Annotated in this window: 18 protein-coding genes; 9 read left to right on the top strand and 9 right to left on the bottom strand. The window is 50.6% G+C overall.

What is annotated here, in order from left to right; genetic code table 11:
• The first annotated feature begins 26 nt into the window (after positions 1-26).
• Genes ABGI61_RS14120 through ABGI61_RS14110 form a run of 3 tightly spaced genes read left to right on the top strand, consistent with a single transcriptional unit; the run spans position 27 to position 3,473 of the window.
• On the top strand, positions 27-1,067 hold the full coding sequence (locus ABGI61_RS14120) for an SGNH/GDSL hydrolase family protein (protein ID WP_347602161.1): 1,041 nt from the start codon (positions 27-29) through the stop codon (positions 1,065-1,067).
• Positions 1,064-2,455 carry an MBOAT family O-acyltransferase gene (locus ABGI61_RS14115; RefSeq protein ID WP_347602159.1) on the top strand — a complete coding sequence of 464 codons (1,392 nt, stop codon included), beginning with the start codon at positions 1,064-1,066 and terminating at the stop codon, positions 2,453-2,455. Before ABGI61_RS14120 ends, ABGI61_RS14115 begins: the two co-directional genes overlap by 4 nt.
• Before the next feature lie 52 nt (positions 2,456-2,507).
• A complete protein-coding gene (locus ABGI61_RS14110) occupies positions 2,508-3,473 on the top strand; it encodes a sulfotransferase (protein WP_347602157.1) in 966 nt (321 codons plus the stop codon).
• A 9-nt stretch (positions 3,474-3,482) separates the two neighbouring features.
• Here ABGI61_RS14110 and ABGI61_RS14105 read toward each other — a convergent pair whose 3' ends face one another.
• From ABGI61_RS14105 to ABGI61_RS14095, 3 genes are read right to left on the bottom strand one after another with little or no spacing between them, the layout of a single operon-like run.
• Positions 3,483-5,996, bottom strand: a complete 2,514-nt coding sequence (locus ABGI61_RS14105; protein ID WP_347602155.1) for a PHP domain-containing protein — start codon at positions 5,994-5,996, stop codon at positions 3,483-3,485.
• Between the two features lie 17 nt (positions 5,997-6,013).
• Positions 6,014-6,862 (bottom strand): hydrolase 1, exosortase A system-associated, encoded by an 849-nt coding sequence (locus ABGI61_RS14100; protein WP_347602153.1) that lies wholly within the window; start codon positions 6,860-6,862, stop codon positions 6,014-6,016.
• Entirely contained in the window at positions 6,859-7,689 is an 831-nt protein-coding gene (locus tag ABGI61_RS14095; RefSeq protein ID WP_347602152.1) for an alpha/beta hydrolase family protein, read from the bottom strand. The genes ABGI61_RS14100 and ABGI61_RS14095 overlap by 4 nt, the downstream gene beginning before the upstream one ends.
• A gap of 172 nt (positions 7,690-7,861) precedes the next feature.
• Here ABGI61_RS14095 and ABGI61_RS14090 point away from each other — a divergent pair, with 172 nt between their 5' ends.
• Positions 7,862-8,980, top strand: coding sequence for a DegT/DnrJ/EryC1/StrS family aminotransferase (locus ABGI61_RS14090; RefSeq protein ID WP_347602150.1), 1,119 nt, complete (start codon positions 7,862-7,864; stop codon positions 8,978-8,980).
• Positions 8,980-10,032, top strand: coding sequence for a GNAT family N-acetyltransferase (locus tag ABGI61_RS14085; RefSeq protein ID WP_347602148.1), 1,053 nt, complete (start codon positions 8,980-8,982; stop codon positions 10,030-10,032). The genes ABGI61_RS14090 and ABGI61_RS14085 overlap by 1 nt, the downstream gene beginning before the upstream one ends.
• Here the strand turns inward: ABGI61_RS14085 and ABGI61_RS14080 are convergent.
• Positions 10,029-10,961, bottom strand: a complete 933-nt coding sequence (locus ABGI61_RS14080) for a polysaccharide deacetylase family protein (protein WP_347602146.1) — start codon at positions 10,959-10,961, stop codon at positions 10,029-10,031. The two genes, ABGI61_RS14085 and ABGI61_RS14080, sit on opposite strands and share 4 nt — an antisense overlap.
• A gap of 199 nt (positions 10,962-11,160) precedes the next feature.
• Between ABGI61_RS14080 and ABGI61_RS14075 the strand changes: the two genes are divergently transcribed.
• The 4 genes from ABGI61_RS14075 to ABGI61_RS14060 are packed head-to-tail and all read left to right on the top strand — an operon-like array spanning position 11,161 to position 15,149.
• The gene (locus ABGI61_RS14075) at positions 11,161-11,862 is read left to right on the top strand and encodes a tetratricopeptide repeat protein (RefSeq protein WP_347602144.1); all 702 of its coding nucleotides are present in this window, start codon (positions 11,161-11,163) and stop codon (positions 11,860-11,862) included.
• Positions 11,863-11,864: 2 nt separating this feature from the next.
• Positions 11,865-13,130 (top strand): 3-deoxy-D-manno-octulosonic acid transferase, encoded by a 1,266-nt coding sequence (locus tag ABGI61_RS14070; RefSeq protein ID WP_347602142.1) that lies wholly within the window; start codon positions 11,865-11,867, stop codon positions 13,128-13,130.
• A gap of 24 nt (positions 13,131-13,154) precedes the next feature.
• Positions 13,155-14,054, top strand: a complete 900-nt coding sequence (locus ABGI61_RS14065) for a hypothetical protein (RefSeq protein ID WP_347602140.1) — start codon at positions 13,155-13,157, stop codon at positions 14,052-14,054.
• Positions 14,055-14,087: 33 nt separating this feature from the next.
• Complete coding sequence (locus ABGI61_RS14060; protein WP_347602138.1) at positions 14,088-15,149, top strand: polysaccharide pyruvyl transferase family protein; 1,062 nt, start codon at positions 14,088-14,090, stop codon at positions 15,147-15,149.
• On the opposite strand, the gene ABGI61_RS14055 is transcribed toward ABGI61_RS14060, so the two are convergent.
• Genes ABGI61_RS14055 through ABGI61_RS14035 form a run of 5 tightly spaced genes read right to left on the bottom strand, consistent with a single transcriptional unit; the run spans position 15,146 to position 21,554 of the window.
• Positions 15,146-16,909, bottom strand: a complete 1,764-nt coding sequence (locus ABGI61_RS14055) for an asparagine synthetase B family protein (protein WP_347602136.1) — start codon at positions 16,907-16,909, stop codon at positions 15,146-15,148. The genes ABGI61_RS14060 and ABGI61_RS14055 overlap by 4 nt on opposite strands.
• A 1-nt stretch (position 16,910) precedes the next feature.
• Positions 16,911-17,861 (bottom strand): glycosyltransferase family 2 protein, encoded by a 951-nt coding sequence (locus ABGI61_RS14050; RefSeq protein ID WP_347602134.1) that lies wholly within the window; start codon positions 17,859-17,861, stop codon positions 16,911-16,913.
• 1 nt (position 17,862) lies between these two features.
• The gene (locus ABGI61_RS14045; RefSeq protein ID WP_347602132.1) at positions 17,863-18,765 is read right to left on the bottom strand and encodes a glycosyltransferase family protein; all 903 of its coding nucleotides are present in this window, start codon (positions 18,763-18,765) and stop codon (positions 17,863-17,865) included.
• 13 nt (positions 18,766-18,778) lie between these two features.
• Positions 18,779-20,212, bottom strand: coding sequence for a lipopolysaccharide biosynthesis protein (locus tag ABGI61_RS14040; protein ID WP_347602130.1), 1,434 nt, complete (start codon positions 20,210-20,212; stop codon positions 18,779-18,781).
• A 1-nt stretch (position 20,213) separates the two neighbouring features.
• Positions 20,214-21,554 carry a putative O-glycosylation ligase, exosortase A system-associated gene (locus ABGI61_RS14035; protein ID WP_347602128.1) on the bottom strand — a complete coding sequence of 447 codons (1,341 nt, stop codon included), beginning with the start codon at positions 21,552-21,554 and terminating at the stop codon, positions 20,214-20,216.
• Between the last annotated feature and the right edge of the window lie 17 nt (positions 21,555-21,571).

The following is a 21,571-nucleotide window of genomic DNA, read 5'->3' as shown; positions in this document are numbered from 1 at the left end:
TCATCACGTTAAAGCGGGTTGTGACTATGGACAGTCAACTTCGTAATACCTTAATTGCTGTGTTGCTGTTGTTTGTGCTGGCAGAAGTCGTCTTACAGTGGCGTGCCGAGGTGAAATTTGGCAACAGTATTTTTAGTGCAGCGGCAGCTACTGACAACATCACCAGCATGTTTGAAAGCCGCGATGGCTTTAAGGTACTCAGCGCCAACCAGCATTTTGCTGGTAGCAGTATCAGCGTGCAAAGCAATAGCCTGGGGTTACGCTCGCCAGAGCTGACAGAAAAAACACCAGGTAATAGCCGGCTAATCGTATTGGGCGCCTCCAGTACTTATGGGGCTTATGCCAAAACCAACGCAGAAACCTTTCCGGCATTATTACAACAGCGGTTAAACGCACAGCTTGAAGTGATAAATGCCGGTATCCCCGGTAACGACTTAGACAGCCAGTATCAGTTGTATCGCCAGCAGCTCAGCGGCGTGAATGAAGATATGCTTATCATTTACTCTGGTCTGAGTAATGATATTGGCCGGTTATGCCGTACAAAGCCTAGTGGTAAAAGTTATGCCTTGCCGCAGCTTAGCGCGCCTAAATGGCTGCTTAGTGTCGACTTGTTGTTAAAAAACACCACATCGCTGCGCTACGTGCCCTACAAATATCAGCCGATGCCGGATCTTGACAGTTTATTGGCACAATATCAGGCAACCCTGCAGGCGATTATTCAGCTGGCACAAGAACGTGGGGTGCAACATATCTTACTGGCCGAAAACTTAACCTCCTTTCGGCCAGAGCAGCCGCTCGCATTACAACAAACGCTGGCCAGCTCAGCCTTGTATTACACGCCTTGTCTGGATGTACAGCAATTCTCCGAGGTGTTCAAGCAGTACAATCAGACCCTGGCTCAGGTAGCCGAGAAACAGCAGGGCGTACACTATTTGCCGTTGTCACATAAGGTACCCGGCGGTAAGTCGTATTTTACTGATAGTGTGCACTTTTCTGCTAAAGGCGAGCACGCCATGGCAGATGCCTTAGCTGATGCATTGCATGGCTTAGCAGAGGTGGCAAAATGAGTTTTACCTCACTGCATTTCTATGTGTTTTTGCTGGCTCTCCTGGCACTGCTCAGTGTGACTAACAGCAACCGGCAAAAGAAAACCATACTACTGCTGGCCAGTTACTGGTTTTACATGAGTTGGGATTGGCGCTTTGGCGGCTTGTTGCTGCTGATGACGTTGGTCAACTTTTACTGTGGTCGCCAGATCAGGTTCTCCGGGCTGCCTAAACTGTGGTTAGCGGTGTCCCTGGTGTTCAGTCTTGGCGTACTTGGCTTGTTTAAATACTTTAACTTTTTTCTTGATAACCTCGCGGCAGTGGCTGGCCTGGTGGGTATGGCATCGCACATTAATCTGCTGCAGATTCTGCTGCCTGTGGGCATCTCGTTTTATACCTTTCAGGCGTTGTCGTACACCATCGACATTTACCGGCGCGAATTAGAGCCGGTTAACTCCCTGGCAGACTTTGCCTTGTTTGTGTCGTTTTTCCCACAGCTAGTGGCCGGCCCGATTGTACGGGCCAGTTATTTTTTACCGCAGCTGACCCAGTTAACCCGTGCCAGCGCGCAGGATCAGCGCGATGGTGCCTTGCTGATTGTGCGTGGCCTGATTAAAAAAGTGTTGTTAGCGGATGTATTAGCACTGCATTTAGTTGATCCGGCCTTTGCCAGTTATCAGCAACAGTCATCGTGGTTTTTAATTCTTGCGCTCATCGGTTACAGCTTTCAGGTGTATCTGGACTTTTCCGCCTATACCGATATTGCCCGTGGCTGCGCCCGCTTGTTGGGGTATCAGCTGCCGGTTAATTTTAACCGGCCTTATCTGGCAGATACTATATCTAACTTTTGGCAGCGTTGGCATATTTCGATGTCATCGTTTTTCCGCGATTACCTGTACTACGGCCTGGGCGGCAGTAAAAAAGGCAATGTTTACGCTAATCTGATCATTACCTTTGTTGCTATTGGTGTCTGGCATGGTGCGGGCTGGAATTTTGTACTGTATGGCCTGTGTCACGGTATGCTGGTGGCACTGGAGCGCTGGTTGCGGCAAAAAGGCTGGTTGGTGCAACAAACAGGGTGGCGCTGGGCATTGGCCGTTGGCCGCACCTTTACGCTGGTTTGTTTGCTGAGGGTGATGTTTCGTGCCGAGGATTTACAAGGAGCCGGTGGTTATCTGCTGGCTATTTGGCAAAACACCGCTGTACCGTTTCAGCTAACGGCGGTTGGGGCGGCTGCGCTGGTCTTATCGGTGCTGTTGCATGGCATAACGCCACGCTATTTAGAGCACTGGCAGTTGCGGCTATATCACTGGCCCATAGTGCTAAAAGCGCCGGCACTGGTAGCCTTGTTATACGGCTTAGTAGTTTTCGGCTCGGCTGAGGCGCCGTTTATCTATTTCCAGTTTTAACACGTTATGTTGTGCTCGATCGCAAACAGGGCCTGGTGGATAAGGATTTTTAATGAATAAACAAAAACTGATCTTATTATTTGGTATGCCGCGCTCTGGGACGACCTGGCTGGGCAAATTATTTGATGCACAGCGTCAAACTTATTATCTGCATGAGCCTGACAGCGTGGAGGCGAATATCCGCATCCCGTTATTACTGGATAAAGCACAGGCAGAGACATCTGAGCTGCCAGCACAGTTACCGCGCTGGTTAAGTAACAAAACCGAAAAAGTTATCGCCTCCCGCCCCTTTTTTAGCAAAGCCTATTTAAACCCCGTCAGCTGGGCGTTGTTTCTGGCGTCGGCTTATGCCACTAAACTGGCAGGACGCGTGGGGGTTAAAGGCTGGGTAAAGCCCGTGCGATTGCAACCAGAAACCGCGCCAGTGGTAGTATGGAAATCGATCGAGTCGCTAGGCCGCATGGCCGCCATTAGTCAGCTTACCGATGCGTACAGTATCCATATTCTGCGCCACCCCTGTGGTCATATTGCCTCTACGTTAAAAGGGCAGGATGGCGGTTTGTTCGATGGCAGTATTCCAATCTGGCAAGACTGGGACTTATTTGACAAGTTGCTACAGCAAAGTGGCGAGCAGCGATTTACGCTGGATGACATTAAGGCGATGAGCAAAGAGCAGCGGCTGGCGGTGCGCTGGGGATTAATTAACGACTTTGCACTGGCACAAAATAGCGACACGCCACGCAATATGGTGCTGGTGTACGAAGACTTATGCAAAAAGCCGTTGGAGGTGTTTAACAGCTGTCTGGCATTTTGTCAGCTAGAGGCCGATGAGCAGTGTCTGGCTTATTTACACAGCTCAACACAAGGTGGCGAGGACAGTGCGTACTACAGTACCACCAAAGATCCACTGACATCGGCGTATAAATGGCGTAAACAACTCTCTGCCGACGTGCAAAAACAGATTTTTGATATTGTTATCCAGTTTAATGCCGGCCGTTATTATCAGGATGATTTTTAATGCCGGGCGTTAGCGGCTAAAACGCAGCGGGTTGGTATAAAAGTAATAGCGTTGCCCTTGCGGGTTTTCAGTATAACCACGCAGGCGCAACACCGTATTATCCTGGTGTTTAACCTGGTACTGCAGCGTAAAACTGCCATCGGCTTGCTGCGTCGGTGTAATGCTTTGGCTTGTTATTGCGTCGGGTGTAATCATAATCAGCTCGGCTTTTGGCATACCCACCGCTAGCCCCTGCCAATCGGTCGGGTTAAGGCGCAGTGCCAGTGTTACCGTGACCCGTGTCGCCGCTGTGTTAACCCGCTGCCCGGCGTAGGCCCGCTCACCCGCGGCGGTGTCGGCATAAAATTGCAGGCTATTGATGGTATTACCCTGCGAGCCCCAAAATTGCCCTTGTCGTAAAGCGTCAAGTACCGCCGTTGTGGTATTGACGCTGGCATGAATATGGGTGCGGGAAAACTGACAAGGGGCGTAGTCGAGGCTGTCGTTATGGTAATCCGAGCTGGCCAGTGCGCCCCAGATATCCATGCCTTGCTGTAATAGCTTATCCCACTGGCCACCAATAACCGCCACGGCCGGATCCCAACCGTCTACAGTACGGTAGCGGTAGGTATAGCTGGCGTTTTTATTACCTTGTTGACGCTGATGACCGGGGCCGCCCTCAAAACCGACTAAATTGCTGTACTGACTGCGCCATAGTTTTACATCAAACAGGTTTTCGCCGGCGGACAAATCTTTGCGACTGGGGTGGTTATAAAACAGCACTGCTGGCTGCTGATTAAGCCCCGGCTGGCTGTTTAACCAGCTTAACGCCTGTTGCGCATTAAAGGGTGTCGTACTACCACTGTCAAACTGCTGGCGAAATTGTTGCAGTAACTCAGCGGTATGGTCCAGGTCGGGCAGCAACACACCAACATGTTCGCGGCCGCGAAATGGCAGTACATTCCATTCCAGCCCGGTAATGATATTAAGGGGAGCATGGCGGGCTCTGGCGCTGAGGATATCCTGCTGATAGCGCCCGGTATCAAACCGGGTTAAGCCGCGGTCTGAATGGTCCGTCAGCGCAATCACGTCGCAGCCATGTTGCTGCGCCATATGCGCCAGTTCATCAATGCTGCGCGCGCCGTCAGAATAGCGGCTGTGCAGGTGTAAATCGGCAATCAGGGTTCTGCTTGCCAGTGCCTGAGCGGTGCGCGATAACTGTGCGACACCGCTAAAAGAGGCGGCTTGCTGGTACAGCGCCAGTTGGTCTAGCCTTATGGCGATTTCTTGCTCCAGCGCTTTAAAGCCTGCGCCCTGATAGCCACCTAACTGCTCGATAACTTGCTGTTCGGTTAACCCCTCGGGCAAATCATGCACAGCAGGCATCATCGCCATTTCCATCTCATCGCTGTCAAATTGCGCCAAGCGGTTAGCGTCAATACGGCTTAAACGCTCGGCAAACAAAATGCCGGCTCTGTCAGCGCTAAGATCGGCAAAACTAAAGCCAGAGCCGCCGCTGTCAGCGTCGAGTATTTCTTTTAAATTACCAATCTGGCTGGAAATGCCGGCGCTGCCCAGTTGCTGAAAAATCGCCGAATACAAAAAGTGCAGGGCCAGATCGTGTCGGCCCAGCAAGGTTACTTTGGCCAGCCTTGGTACCTGACCAGGCTCAACGTTATCGGTGGCGTAGCGGACAAAATGGCGGTTACCAAAGCCCACCGCTAAAGCCCACATCGCCTGACGATACTCATATTCAGGGTTATCGCCAGCGGCGCGCGTGGCAGCAAATAGCAGCAGCTCGCGGCTGTAAAATGCTAGCCTGCGCTCGTCAGGGTGTTGTTGGTACAGGCTGCGTAACTGCTGCAGATAGACAGCAATATCCGGTGCAAAGCGGCTATCGCTTTGCAGAAGATCGCGCGCCATATTGCGCGCCTGATACAATTGTGGATTAAGTTTCAGTTTCAGTGCACTGGCATTTTCATCGACAAAATACAGCTTGCCGTTAGCCAGCTCGCCCTTTTGCAGCAAGGATAGCAGCTGCTCATCGGCCGGAGCGGCCAGCATCGTTTTCACTGCCGCTGACAGCAGGGCATTAGCGACGACACCCGGTAGCGGTATTTTACCCAGCCGGCAATGATCAATAGCAAAACCCTCATTGCCGGGTAACAACAGGCAATAGGCGCTCACTTTACGCTGCGCGAGAACCTGCCAGTCAGCACGCACCGCCACACCAAAATTAGAAATCACGCCTGAAAACTGCACTGGCGCCAGGGTATAACTGGCTACATTCATCAGGGCGTCCAGCTGCGCCTGTTCAAAGCGCAGCTCAATACGATCGTCGGCATGGCTAAGCTGGCGCAGGGTAGAACTTAATAGTTTACGCGCTGTAGTGACATCTTTGCTGCTGATATTGCTGCTGCTGATTTGGCCACTACTGGTCAGTAGCCACCATAACACCACCAGCAGCGCACCCAACAGCAGCAGAGGTTTTAGCCCGGCAGGCAGGCGTCTTGGTGTGTTGCTCTGTGACTTGGTATTGGCCATCGTCGGTGTTTAGTTGCTTAAGGTGTGTTTAACCATTGCAGCGTAGCCTGTTCTACCTGCTCGCGCCATAGCTGACTGGAGAAGGTATGGTTAGCGTCACTCATGTGCTGATGTTGTGCCCGGGCTAAACAACTTGCCCAAGCCTTGTCATTGGCGCAAAGCTGCAAAAACTCCTGCGCGGTTAAATCATTACCACTGGTGATAACCAGCACCTTAGCATTAGCGTGCTGCCAGCCGCGCAGCATTAGCTGTACATAATTTTGCGCATTAGCTTGCGGTGACATACTGGCGGCAGGGCGGTTCGCCCGGCGCTGTTTAAGTGTATGCCAAAGCCCCAGCACGCTGTGTTTTAGTGCGACACCGCCACCGAACAGCTTTTGCCAGAACTGGCGGCTGAGCAACCGTTTTACGTAGTAGTGTTTTAACATTACCTCGGCATGGCTATGTTGCTGGCGCACCCAGGGGTTTAACAATACGGCGCCACTTACTCGAGCATCAGGCGTATTCAGGTATAACAAGATGGCGCTGGCGGCATCACACAGGCCCCACAGCACCACATGTTTCAGCTGTGGGCACTGTTGCATCAGCGCGGTTATTCCTGCCTCTATATCAGCATCTTGCTGATAAAATTCGGCTTTTATGCCGCTGCTATCGCCCATGCCGGCGGCATCCAATCGCAGCGACGCTATTCCTGCTGCTGCCAACGCCCGGCTTAGCTTAACAAACTGGCGGTGACTTCCCACCCGATACTGTGGCCCGCCCACCAAAATGAGTACGCCAGTGTCCTGCTTAAGGCTGTCTGGCCGGTGTAAAATAGCGCTAAGGCTCTCATCATTACAGGCTATGCTGATAAACTGCTCGTTCATGCATCACCCCGGCTAAATTGCTCAATGGTAAGCGCGATAAGCTCATCTGCGCGGGCAAGCTCAGTGGTTTGCCAATAAGGTTCAGCTTTTAACTGGACAAAGTTTACTGCTGTGACTTGCTGTAACTGTTCAAGTTTTTTTTGCACTGGCAGTCCAACCGCGTCAAGCTGCGAGGTTTCAAACCAGCTAAGCTGGCACTGTGCTAACTGCGGTGGAATAGCTGACTGCAGCTCAGGCAGGCTTTGATAAAACGCCTGACTTATCGGATAACCGGCAATTTCCACAGCTTCACCGGCTAACAGTTGTTGCTCCAGTTCAGCCTGACTAAGCTTTACGCCGGTCGCCATCGCTTCAGCCACTTTAATGCGGGCAAATTGTTGCCAAAACTTTGTCACGTCAAACATCGGTTGCCATAAAATCAGCCGGGTAACGGGCAAGGGTAACTCCGGCTGATTAAGCAGATCGAACAGCTGCAAAGCACCAAAACGCACCGCAATAAAGCTCAGCTGCTGATAGCCCTCAGCTTTTAGCACCTTAAGCAGCGCCAATAAATCCTCTCGCCAGATGACAGCTGAAGCGCTGTCTAAATCACCCGCGCTGTCGCCGGTGCCATAGTTATCCAGCATAAAGCAGCTCTGGCCGGCAGCCGCGAGCCCACGCATTGTTGCGCTGAGTAAATGCCGGGTTTTATTCATCTCCTCGGCAAAAGGTGGCAAAAGTATTGTGGCAGAGGTTGTTTTAGCTACTTGGGTGTGAAGAAATACGTTACCTTGGCTTAGGGGTAAAAAGCCGGATTGATTAATACTGGCGGTTAAATCCGTTTGCATGCTGCATCCTGCATCTGTCGCGCTGGCCTGTTAATGGCCCTTACTGAGGGTAAATCATACCTTGTCTGCATCCGGCATCCAAGTCTGTTGCACGGGCATCTTGATCAGCACAGGTTGTACTGCCGTTTTAGTTAGTGTTAGCATGAGCGTATCTTCGTTTGGGGTTCAACACATGGATGTTAAATTTGCCCCTGTGATGGCAAATGCGGCAGATTTTCCCGAAGCAATTATCAGAGCAACGCCTGGTTTTGGCTTTAGGGATATCGGTTTGCTATGGCAGAAACTTCAGCTTGGTCAGTGCACCTATACCCGCAATGGTCGGGCAGCGATCGCTATTGCTGCGCAGCAACTCAAATTTCCAAACCAAACCAACACCGTATTGTTGCCGGCCTATCATTGCCCGGCTTTGGTAGAGCCTTTTCTCTGGCTGGGTTACCAGGTGCGGTTCTATCCGGTGCAGGCCGATTTATCGGTTGACGCTGACGTATTTCAGCGCTTACTCACTGCAGATGTTAGCCACTGTGTGGTTGTGCAGTTTTTTGGCTTTAAGCAAAACGCGAATCATCTTATTGAGCTTGCCCATGCTGCGGGGAAGCGGGTGCTGGAAGACTGTGCTCATGGTTTGGTTGACTTTGTTGCCTCACTGCAGCAAGACGATCCGCGTGTGTCGGCGCGTATTTGCAGTATTAATAAGCTGCTGCCAACTATAGATGGTGGCTTACTGTACTTGCGCCAACAGCAGAGCAGGCAACCCGGTTATTGTAGTTGGCTGGAAGAGCTAAAAGGCATCGCGTTTTTACTTAAAATCCCGCAGCGTTTAGAGCGCTTCAGGCAGCGGGCAAAGACTCGTAAGTCTGTTGCGGTATCGGTTCAGGGCGCGACAACGGAGTTTAAATACTTCAAACCCGCTGATCTGAACTCTGCCAGCTTTCGCCACACCAAATGGATACTACAGTACAGCAATCTGGAGGCCATCAAAGCGAAGCGGCGGGCGAATTATCGTTATTTGGTGGCAGGGTTGACTGGCGTAGCGGCAGGCAGTTGCCTGTATCCTGTTATTGCTGATGAAGCGCCTTATGTGTTGCCGTTTTTACTGCGCGACGGCCGTCATTTTCAGCATCTGCGGCAACAAAAAATTCAGGTGCTGCGCTGGGAAGAAATGGCGCCCAGTGGCTGCGATATCACCGAGCAATATCGTAGCCGGTTAATTCAGTTGCCCTGTCATCATAAATTAACCCGGGCAGAGTTAGATTATATTATCCAGGCCATGGCGGGCCTGACGGAGTTGTAATGGAAACAGGCGTATATCCGATAAGTTATTTTGACACCTTGCGGCCACAGTGGGACTTTCTGAATCAGCAGACACAATGCCAGGCCATTTTAGATGCCGATTTTGTCAGGTGTTTAATTACGCATTTTTTTCGCGGCGACGAGCAGCTGGTCGTGCTGTATCAGGCGTCACAACTGCGTTTTATCGGTTTTTTTCAGCGCACCGGCTTTGGTTGCTGGCAAACGGTGATGCCATCGCAAGCGCCTGTTGGGCTTTGGCTGGCAAGCTCGCATAGCATCGATGAAACCTTGCTGCAGGCGATTGCAAAGGTGTTGCCAGGCCCGGTATTACAACTGGATTTACTGCAGGCTGACAGCCGTAACTTAACCGTAGCGCCGGCCATTTATCAGCAGTTTTATATCGAGACCGGCAACCGGCCGGTACCGGCACATTATGACGACTTTGCCAGCACCATAGGTAAGAATTTACGGCAAAACTGCAACAAGGCCTACAACCGCGCCGAGCGTGAGAAAGACAGCCTGAGTGCAGACGTTGTGTGTTCGCCCGAGCAGGTAACGGCTGGCGTTATCCACTATGGCGAGATTGAAAGCGCCAGCTGGAAAGCACAGGAGGGCACGGCGATTAGCCCGGATAATCAGCAAGGCCGGTTTTATCAGCAGATGATGACTACACTGGCGCAGCGCGGCGCGGCCTGTGTTTGGTTTTTTAACGTGTCGGGCAACATAGCCGCTGTGGATCTGTGCGTTATAAAAAACGGTAACCTGATTATTCTTAAAACCACCTTTGATGAGCAATATGCCCGCTACTCTCCAGCCTTATTACTCAAGCTTGAGATGCTAAAATACTACGCGGCTAATCCCCAGTTGGGTATTAACAATATTGAGTTTTACGGCAAAGCCATGGACTGGCACAAACGTCTGAACTCTGAACTGCGGCCAATTGTACATCTTAGCTGGCAGCGCACCCGCTTGCTGCAGTGGCTGGTACGCCAGCTTAAACAATATCGCGCACGCCGGGGCGCAAGCAAGGCAGCGCCTGACGCTCAGGTTTAACTGAGCATGTTTTTTATTAAGCGCAGATGAAACGCTAGCGGGGTTTTGTCCCAGGGGGTAAAACGTTTTAGCAGATAAGGTGGGGTATGCTTGTCTGATACGCCCCAATTCGTCACAACAGCGCTGGCAAACCCCGCTTGCTCGACAAGTTGCACTGCAGTGTCGTCAAAGTCTGTGCCCTGGCCGCCGTTAGGGTAAGCAAAATGTCTTACGCCCTGGCCCAGCCACTGCTCTAACTGCTGCTTCGACTGGCTTATTTCCGCCTGCTGCTGCCCGGCTGGCAGCACTTTTAAAATAGGGTGATGCACCGTATGGGCGCCAAGGGTAACGCCGCTGGCAGCCAGTTGCTGTAACTGGGCGGGGTTCATCATTAAGGGGGCTTGCTCAGTCGCGTGGTTTTGCGCGTAATACTGGTTTACTTTGGCCAGGCGCTGCTCAAAAGGTAAATACTTCAGGCTTTTTAGCCACTGCTGGGCTTTGCTGCGCCTGTCTTGCCAGTCAGATAAACTTACCACTGTGTCATCCAGCTGCAGGGCGCTGCGCGAAGTATCAGCAAATAAGTGGATAACACGGTCATTCCACATGTTTTGCCCTTCACTAAAGCCGGTAGCAATATACACCGTAGCCGGTATCCCATATTTGACCAAAATGGGCTGTGCCACGGTTAGGTTATTCAGATAGCCATCATCAAAGGTAACGCACACGGCATTAGCAGGCAGGGTGTTGTGCTGCAAGTGTGTCAGTGCCTGATCTAAAGATAGCGGCGTAAAGTAATCGCGCAACAGGCGCATCTGCCAGTCAAACACCTCGGCGGTGGGCTCAGAGGGCCGCATTGGGTCAGCCGTATCCAGTACCTGATGATAAATTAAGATGCTAAGTTTATTGGCGCCGACAACCTTACCGGCGAGTTTGATGGCACTGTGAAGCATAATGGCTGTCCCTGTTGTTGTGCCCGCAGATCCTATCTGGTGCAATACTGCTGTTACCGGCTTATGCTAGCTTAACGATACCGGCTAAGTCTAGCGGCGAGTGTAAAGTGGTAAAGCCTGGTAATGTTATGCCGGCTAACTGGAAATAGCCCAAATAAATGAGTACACTTGGGCAAAATATCGACATGGAGTGTCTGTTATGATCCGGCTGTTAGCCTTTATAAGCCTGACCCTGTTTGCTGCTTTATTGCCACTGGCGGCAGAGCCAATCGATTGCGAGCCGTTAAAACTGTCTAAAAACGGCCCCCCCTTTGATTACAATGACCCCTCTGATCTGGCCAGAGAGCGCTTAAGATTAGCCGAAGGCGCCCACTTTACGCAAAGCGTGCGTTCGGGCACCTCAGGTAATGCCGGCTCGTTAATTGGCGACCTGGACTTTGTGCTGCGGGTTTTTCCTAATCATCCTTATGCCTTGTCGGTAATGGCCGACGTGCAGCAGCGCCCGGGGTTTAGCCGTCAGCACCCGCTGCGTAAAGACAAATACTATCCAACCTTAAACTGCTACTTTCAGCGTGCTTTACAAGTTGCACCCAATGATGCTGCGGTTTATCTGGTGATGGCGATACATCAGCACAAATTAAAACGCTTTGAGCAAGCCAAAGGCCATTACGAACGCGCCATTACGTTAAAACCGGATGCGGCCGAGGCACACTACAATTTAGGCTTGCTGCTGGTCTCGACCGGCGAGTTAGAGCAGGCGCTGGAGCATGCCCACACTGCCTATAACCTGGGATATCCGCTGCCGGGGCTAAAAGAAAAGTTACGCAGCCGGGGTGTATGGCGAGAGCCGGTGGCACCTGAACCCGAGCCCGAACAGCCGTTAGCCGACGTCGGATTATAACAGTGCTGAAAAAACTTATCCGCTTGCTGCCCGAGCCCGTGCGCTGGGCCGGCTATGGGCTCCTGCATCGGCTGCTGCACCGCAATGCCGTTACCATAACGCCTGCTGCACCTGCACAGACGCAACGTTATATCTGGATATTTTGCTCTACCATAGGTGAGCTAAACGCTTGCAAACAGCTGATCGCATACTATTGTGCAAAGGCAAAGGTGTTACTGCTGACCGATAGAGATATTTACCTCGAAAGCTATCAGCAACAGTTTCCCACTGCCGCCGTCGCGGTTGCCGCGCTGGATTTTCGCCACACGCAAAGCCTGATAAACCAATACCCGCCCAAGCTGGCCATAGTGTGTGAAATTCCGCTGCTGTTACATGATGCGCCCTGCCGTTTGTCTTATGGTGTGCTGCGTTTACTTAAAAAACAGCAGGTTAGACTGTGTCTAATCAATGGCTGGCTGTATGGTTATCAGCCAGCCTGTAAACAAGACAGCATTGAAAAATACTTATTTGAGCAAGATTACCTCAGCTGCTTTGATGTGATGTCGGTGCAAACCGAAGACATAAAACAGCGTTTGATAGCGCAGGGCGCCAGGCCAGAGCGGCTGGTGGTCAGCGGCAATATGAAATACGACAACCTCGATGCCAGCCTTACCCTAAGCGAGCCAACACACGCTTTGCTAAACGTGCTGCGCCAGCAGCCACAATTGTTTGTTGCCGGCTGCGTGACCGATGTGTGGGAATATGAGTTGGTTATCCGGGCTTTTGCCAATGCAAAGCAACATATGCCGGCGCTTAAGCTGGTGATTGCGCCGCGCCACCCGGAAAAACCTGAGCAGCTATCGGCACTGGAGAATTTGCTTCAACAACATCAGCTGGTTTATCAGTATCGCAGCCAGGTAACGGCGCAAACGCTGCAATTTAACGATGCGTTAATTGTTGATACCTTTGGTGAGTTAAAGGCGTTTTATGCCGCCGCTTATGCCTGCTATGTCGGTATTAACCACAATATTCTGGAACCACTAAGTTTGGGTAAACCGGTGGCGGTGCTGGGTAATTGGGAACCAAGCTACCCCAGTTACCCGGTGTTTAGCATTGCCCGCAGCAAACAGCTGTTTACAGAACTGAGTGACGCAGCGGGTCTTGCAACATTTTTAGCCACATCGGCAACTGAGTCCGGCAACACTGAAAAGGCGCGGCAGGTTATTGAGCAGTTAACACAATTGTCCGGTGCTTTACCACGAAATATTGCGCTTATCGACGCATCGTAACAGCGATTGTAAAAGGGAATTAACATGACCAACCGATTAAGTATCCTGTCCAATGCCAGTCAATTGGATGTTGTTACTGAGCCTTACCCGCATATCATTATAAGAAATGCGCTGGATCCGGAGGTTTTTCAGCAACTGGCCGACGAATACCCTGATCCTGCTGTGGTGTTAAATGGCCGGGAGAAAAAAGATACCTGGTACGATTACCCGGCTTGCTTTGCGCTGCAAAATAGCAAGATAACGCCACTATGGCAGGAATTTCTGGCGTATCACACCTCAGCGGCGTTTTATCAGGAGCTGATGCAACTGTTTGGCGATACGATCCGGCAGTGGCACCCGCTGTTAGAGCAGAAGTTTGGCAAAAAGCTGGAAGAATTCTCTACCAGTATGCGGCAAAACGGTGCGGCCGATAATCAGCAAAATTATGTGACAGATGTGTCGTTAGAGTGCCAGTTTTATGTCAATTATACCGAGCAGCCACGCGCGGTACGCGGCCCTCATGTCGATCGCCCAACCGAGTTATATGCCGCTTTGCTGTATTTTCGCCAGGATAATGATGATTCAACCGGCAGCAACCTGGAGGTGTGTAAGGCACTAAACCCCGAGCAAATGCATCCGGGTAAAAAAATACTGGTAGACCATTTACCAATGGAAGTTGAGCCAGACAAGGTAAAAGTGGTTAACAGTGCCACCTACGAGGCTAATACGCTGGTGCTGTTTATTAATTCAGAGAAATCCATCCACGCTGTGTCACCACGTACCGCCACACCGGTGCCACGTAAGCATATTAACTTTACGGCCGATTTGTTCTCGTTAGCCGATCAGGGGCTGTTTCAGGTGGTACATCGCACCGACAAAAAGTTAAAGCGCTGGTTGGCGGATAAACCGGTGATCTGGCGCCTGGCTAAGTTTATCTCGAATTAATTTATTAGTTATCGTATTAGGGCGAAGTCATTAATGAAATCTGTTGTGTTAGTCAACGATACCACTACACAAATGCACCACGGTTGTGAGTTGGTAATGAGACAAATCCGGCTTTTGCTGGCCAAAAGAGGTATCAAGGTACTTGCTACCTCAGATGAGGGAACTGATTGGCGCAACGACCAGGCATTTTTAGCTGCAGCGGCACGTTGTGATGCCATTATTGTTAATGGCGAGGGTACTATCCACCATAACAGGCCGGCGGGGCGCAAGTTACTTGAGGTAACCGAGCTTGCTGAAAAACATAGGATACCGGCTTTTCTTATCAATACCACGTATCAGGACAACCCGCCGGAGTTTAAACAGTATCTGGATAAGTTTTCCGCTATTTTTGTGCGTGAAGGTGAGAGCGCTAAGGAGTTAGCGAAAATCGCAGTGCCCTCAACTGTGGTGCCTGATATCACTTTAAGTTATGACTATCAACCTCACTCAGAGCGGAAGAATATTGGTGTAAGTGATAGCTCTATCACACCAATTTCAAAAAAGCTTTTCGCGTTGTGTCGGGAAAATGATGCACTATTTTTACCGGTGTTGCGAAGTAGCAAGTATGACGGTGTTTTTAATCTGACCGAGCGGCTGCGGGATGTGAAATTTGAACTGACTAAGCTAAAACTAAAATTATCAGGGTCTGAGGAATACTTACAGCTTAGAAATTTATATGTTAAAAAGTCCATCAAGCAGTTCTTTGATGCGGTGGCATCATGCCATGTTGTTGTCAGTGGCAGATTCCATGTGATTTGCTTCTGTCTTCTTACGGAAACACCTTTCCTCGGTATTGATGGCAATAGCCATAAAATACAGTCAATGCTGAACGATATTGGTCTATCACCAGACAGAATAATTGCTGAAAATGCGATTGCGTCGATTGCTATGACCAGCAATTACACCTACACGCAAGAAGAGCTGACGGCTCTTCGGGCGTTCAAACTTCAGGCAAGAGCAGGTATTAATAGTATGTTTGATGTTATCGCACAAGCTATCAACGCAACACCTTTGTCAGCAGCACAATCAGCTTCAGCACTTAACCCTAATGGCTAAGTGCTGTGCTGCTGCAGCCATAGCTCCAGCACGACAATAATCCACACCAGCTCACCGTAATAGCCGGCGTGGCCGTTTTCAAAAGTATCTATGGCATGGTCGATAAAGGCCGGCTGCAAAATATCGCGCTGTTTAAAGCTTTGCAGTGCATTAAGCGCCAGGCTGTGTAAATCGTGCCGTTGTTTCATCCATACGCCAAACGGCAGGCCAAAGCCGTGTTTGCTCTTGCTAAGAGTGGCATCGGGCAAAAAGCCACGAAAGCTGTTTTTGTAAAAATCTCGCAGCTTTTGCCCGGGGGCTTTTAGCTCAGCCGACACGGTGCAGCTAAAATCGACCAGCTCTTTTTCAAACAGCGGAAAGCGCACCTCGACACCTGCCAGCTGACACATCTGGCTTACTTTGACTAAATCGTTGTCGGCCAGGGTGAACTTCCAGTCCAGGTACATCATTTTATCTACTGCATCGTCTGACTGGCAGGCCTGGTAGCGCTCGCGCTTTTGCTGCGCTGGCAAGCCGGTATCAACCTGTTGCAACAGCGCCGGGCTACACATTTGCGTTAAGTTAAAGCGGTTTAAAAAGTTGTAGCTGTCAAGCCGGTCTGGCAGCGCGACTTTGGCCTGGCGCACATAGCTGCTGGCTTTTTTAATCAGCGGCAGCTTATCGGCCAGCGCATTATCTAACCCCTGCGTTAACAAGGTCTGAAGAGGGCTGGGCAGGGCACTGTAGCGCTGAAATACCTTTTGTTTTACGTAGCGTTCGTTGCCGGCAAAAATTTCATCGCCGCCATCACCGGCCAGCATAACTGTAATACCATCTGCCCTGGCGGTTTTGGCGCAAATATAGGCCGCCATGGCCGACGAGTTGCCAAAGGGCTCGTTAAAATACCCGGCGACCTGGTTAAAGTGCTGGGCGATTTCATCGGGCTGTAAATAGTGCACCTTGTGCTCGGTGTTAAAGTGCTTTGCTGTGATCAGCGCATATTCGGTTTCATCATAACCCTTAGCTTCAAAGCCAATAGAATAGGTTTTCGCCGCTTTGCCCATAGGCTGCTGATGTTTGGCCAACATACCGGCCACAGTTGAGCTGTCCAGGCCGCCGCTTAAAAACGCCGCACAGTTATCCGCCATATTGCGCTTAACAGCCACGGCGATCAGCTTTTTACACCGTGCCATCAGTGCCTCGGCGCTGTCATTACTGGGCTTAAACACCGGCTGATAATAATTGGTTTGTTGCACTGCCTGGGTGGCGTTAACGGTCGCAATAACGCCAGGCGCCAGTTTGCTAATGCCCTGATAAATACTCAGTGGGGAGGGAATGCAATGAAAAAACAAATAGTTAAACAGTGCCTGTGGCGCAAGTGATGCATCGTTTTGCGCCCCGTGCAATGCGGGCATATTGTCACTGATGTGAAGGCTGCTGTTATCGCGCTGATCGATATAACAGGGAATGCTGCCAACGTGGTCGTTGATAATACTTATCTGGCCGCTGTGTTTGTTTACCAGCAGTATCAGGAAAAAGCCGGCCAGGGCATTGGTCAGTGTTGCTGCGTCATTCAGCGGTTGTGTCAGTAACCACAGCGCGTTGTCCTGGCTCAGGTAGTCCTCGTTATAAGGTCTTACGCGGCCAATCACGGCGAGGATATGTTGGTCATTTTCTGCAATTGCAATCGGCTGGCGGCTGCTGAGTGTCAGTGTAAAGGCCGTCTTGGCGTGGCTTAACTGTATTTGTCGCTCGGCGCTTTGCGCGATAGTCCATGACATGTCAGGCTTCCTTTCGTTTAACCAACACAGAAAAGGTGATCGGGTTACTGCAGGCCAGCATTAATAAACCGGCTTTAAGGCGATTATGGCCATACTTCAGGCTGTGGCGAAAGGACTCATAGGCTACAGTACGATTGCGGTTTAACATGGCCTGATAACCATAAATAAAATGGCGCTGCCCCAGGTAGCGGTTGGCTTGTTGTTGGCTGATGCTATTGCCCGAGGGGCAGCGTAAGCCAAACTGTTTCAGGTTCGCTTCCAGTACCAGTAGGCTGTAGTTTTTTGCGTGTAGCTTTTTGGTGATACTGACCGGGTTATCACGGTATACCGAATAAGCCCGCTGTAACTTGGCTACCTGGCAATGCTGGGAAATACGCAGCCAATAGTCGTGATCTTCGCCAATGCGGTAAGCTTCGTTAAAATAACCTATCTGCTGTAGCAGGCTTTTTCTGAGCACTGCCGTAGTGGTATGGATATAACATACCGCCAGTAATTTTAAGTATAGCCAGCCCGACAGCTCCGGCACCAGCTGCTCTGCGGATACCGGGGGCCGTTTGGCTAAAATATCGGCCAAGGGTTGTTGTTGATCCCAGACTATCCAACCGGTGTAGCACAGGCCGATTTCTGGCCTTGATTCTAATAAAGCAATTTGCGCACTGAGTTTGCCTGGCAGCCAGATATCGTCGCTGTCGTTAAAGGCAATGTATTCGCCAGTTGCAGCGCGCATACCGGTGTTTCTGGCGGCAGCAGGGCCGCTGTTGGCCTGAAAAATAACCCGGATGTTATCGCCATACTGGCGCAAGATCTCAGGGCTGTTATCGGTTGAGCCATCATCTACTACGATAAGCTCAATATTGGGGTAATCTTGCGACAACACGCTGTCGATCGCTTCATTCAAGTGCGCGGCACTGTTGTAGCAGGGCATGATCACGCTAACAAGTGGCATCGACATGTCAAACTCCCTGATCTTGTTTGAAGCGCGCCACCGTTGCTAACAGCCGCTCGGTATTGGCGGCAAATACTGCATCAGTGCTTAAATATGTTTTAGCATGGCACAGCTGACGTAGCTCGCTGGCTGTTTGTTCTATCTGGCGCAGTGTTGAGGCTTTTGGCGGTGGATTGCCCCAGCTTTTTTGCCACAAAGGCGTATGACGCAAACCGCGTTTTAGCTGGTTTTTCAGCCGTGATGTGGTGCTTAGGTGATCATCGCCACGCCATACCGGCTTGAGCGCCTGGAACGGGCTGTTAAGCCCAACCGACATAAACCAGTCTTGCCATTTATACTCGGAGATGTGCCGGTAGGCTTTAACCGGTACCCAAGGCACACGGAACGAGTCGGCTAAAATGGCGCCGTGCATGGCTTCTGTCAGCAAGCGCTCTGACTGACAAATGGCATCAAACACCTGTAAAAACGGTTGGCGAGGGTCAATATAATGTATGCCTGCCAGGGCACAAACTTTGGCCCAATCGCCCAGCCGTGCACTTTCGCAGTGCGGCATAAAACTAACTTTATGTAATTTGGGCCCGCGGTATTTGTGAAAGCGGGGCGCTAACGAGGCCGGATCGGTAATGGCCAGCTCGTCAGGCAAGCCAAAGGCTTTTGCTGTTAGCGGGCCGCGTACGGCATAGAATGTCCAGTCTTTGTGGTGTTTAGGTAACTCGCCATAGCCATGCCCAGAGCCGAATACGGTAACACCCGTGGCAGCGGGAATGCGGTGATTAAGCAAGGTACCAACGCCAACGAACAAGTCTGTGTCGTGCTCGTTAAAAATATCACCCCATAACTGCTGCCAGAGCCAGGGGTTTAAGTCGTCGCCAAAATTGCCATGGGGATCTTTAAAATAGTACAGCTTCATGTATCGTCCTTGATTACAACCTGAATTTCAGCGCTTCGGTAAAGCGCTGACGAAACCCTATCCATAAGATTGCGCAGTACACTAACGCGCCCATTATCACAGTAATCAGTAAATTTAGCCAACGTGGTAATGCATCGCCGCTAAGGTGATTAAAGCCCAAGATCATGACAAACATCACTAACGAGGCCAATAGCGGTGGTGCCAGTGCAACAATAATAGTACCAAACGGAATTTTTGACCGGCGGGTGCACAGCTGCAGGGCGAACAAAAAGAATAACGGTGTACTGATTAACCAGGATGCCGCCATCACATTTACGCCATAAGGTGCAGCAAGGTAAATAACGATAGCCGTAACCACTAAAGAGACACTGACGTGGATAAGCCCCGTTGACGGGTAGCCCAGCGCTTTCATCAGTGGCGTAAACAGGTTAGTGGCTAAACGTAGCGGTACGGTGAGTAAAATAAGCTGCAGCGGCAATATCGATTGCTGCCAGCTGTCGCCCAAAATTAGCAAAACGGCATCTTCAGCCACCGCTGCCAGGCCATAAAACAACGGGAAACTAAACACGGTAATAATGCGAAAAATATAACAAAACACCCGGGCATACTCGCCCTCCTGATGGCGGATGGCCGCATACATCGGGTAGGCCACTTCGTTTACTAATGGCATGGCTTTGGCCAGCGGTAACAGGGCCAGGTGGAAGGCCACTGCGTAAATACCCAACTGATTTTGTTGTAAAAACTGCCCGGCAATTAAAATGTCTATTTTCATAAACAGGGTAAACAGCAAGCCGGTGGCCGTAAGCGTTGCACCAAATTTAATCGCATCGCCCGTGCCGCTAAAATTAATGGCAGGCAAATACAGTGTTTTCATCACGGCGGTGTAGCCAATGGCTCGCATTATTGTGACAGCCAGATTAGCCAATATCAGTGACCAAAACCCCATACCGTTATAAGCCAATGTTAGCGCCAACACACTGCCAATAACACTGGCGCTGAGGTCTATTTTGGCGCGGCTTTTGAAATTAAGCTCACGCGCCAGTAAGTTCGATGCCAGCGTCGCCCAGGGGCTAAATAAAAACGCGATGGCAGTAATTTGCAACACCTGACCTAATTGTGGCTGCTGATAAAACTCGGCAATTTTTTCTGCACTACACCACTGCAACAGCGCCAATGTAAGATTGAACAGAATTAATAAACCCAGCACTTTGCGGATAAACAGCTTATCCAGATTGTCCTGTCGTATTAAGGCATTCCCCAGACCGGCGCTGGCAAGTTGCAGCGCTAACATCGAAACAGTCTCGACAATAGCCACTATGCCGTAGTCGGCGGGAGTTAAAAAACGGATAACAAACAGCGACACAAACCAGGTGAAGAGCTGCGACATAATGCGAAGCGCCAGCGTCCAGCGAAATGCACTACGGGTGCGGGAGATAATGTCGCTCATACTAGCTGTTTCCGCGGCTAGAATGCCCACCAGCCACTGAGGTTGGTGAGACGGGGTGTGCCGGTGCCGGTTGATACAGTTTGTACACCGCAATGACGCTGATAATGCCGGCGATTGCATATATCAAATCAAAATAGGCCAGACTAACGTTGTTTCCGGTAACGCCGTAGCCCACCAGCGACAGCGTAATGGCATGCGATAATTTAACGCACCACAGCTGGTTATGCTGTTTGGCTAACCGGCCATTACGGACATTAAGCAGCAGCATGCTCAGTAAGGTCATACCGAAGAAAAACAAGCCTATATAACCATGATCGCCCAATACCTGCAGGTAAATATTGTGTGCCGCTTTGGGATCCACACTTGGCGGGATGGGTGGGGTTTCAATCGGGCCAAAAAAGGGCGTGTAGGGCGCGTAACTGTACCAGAGCACCGGCTCAGTTACCGCTTTAAAGCCGCCGCCGGTTAACGGGTTATCCCGAGCTATCATCACCGAGATTTTCCAGGCCCACAGCCGGCCGATAAACGAGGCATCGTCAGTGCTGGCGGTCTGAATGGTGCTTTGCCGCTCACGCCAGTGCTCTGGCGTAAACTGATACGCAGTAGGCAAGACTAAAGCAGCCAACAGCAACCACAGGAGCTTGCGTTTGGATGTCCACCAAAAGGCGATGGCCAAAATGGCCAGACCGATAAAGCCACCCCGCGAACCGGTGCCGACGACGGCGACGATATTGCCAAAAAACAGCCCCCATAGCCCGAGCTTCAGATAATGATGTTTCGTCACATAAATCAGGTACAGAATAAGCGGCAAACACATATTAATGGCAACAGCAAAATCGTTACGGTCTCTAAGTGCGCCAGAGCGCCCGGTAACCATATGGCCGCCGCCAGACAGTACCACTTTTACCGCTTCCATGGCGGCATAGGAGCACACCGCCAGCACGATAGCCCAAATAAGGGTGTCGATATGCAGCTTCTTGCTGACAATAAAGGTGATAAAAAAGTACAGCAGCAGCACTTTAATAAATTGGTTCCAATAACCCAGCGCGTAGTTTTTATCTACCGCGTCTATCGATGAGATGAGCGTCCAGATAGCAAAGGCAAAGATCCAAAAACTGATGCCATTAAACGCCAGTTTTTTTTGTTTTTGTACAAACAGATAAGACAGTGTGGTAACCAGCACTATGGTCAGGTTAAGGCGAAAATCATTGGAGAAACCAAAGGCCCAGTTAGCCGGTGCCAAAAGGGCAATAAAGGTCCAGGCGGCAATACCGATAAAGGGCCGTTTAAAGCAAAAGTACATAGCGACAAATAAAAAGCCGACCAGTAATAAATCACGCATCAGGGTTTATCCTGCTT

This window comes from Rheinheimera fenheensis (genome assembly GCF_039871805.1).
In the GTDB taxonomy this organism is placed as follows: domain Bacteria; phylum Pseudomonadota; class Gammaproteobacteria; order Enterobacterales; family Alteromonadaceae; genus Alishewanella; species Alishewanella fenheensis.
Note: the sequence above shows the minus strand (reverse complement) of the source record. Positions and strands in the feature narration are given on the sequence as shown.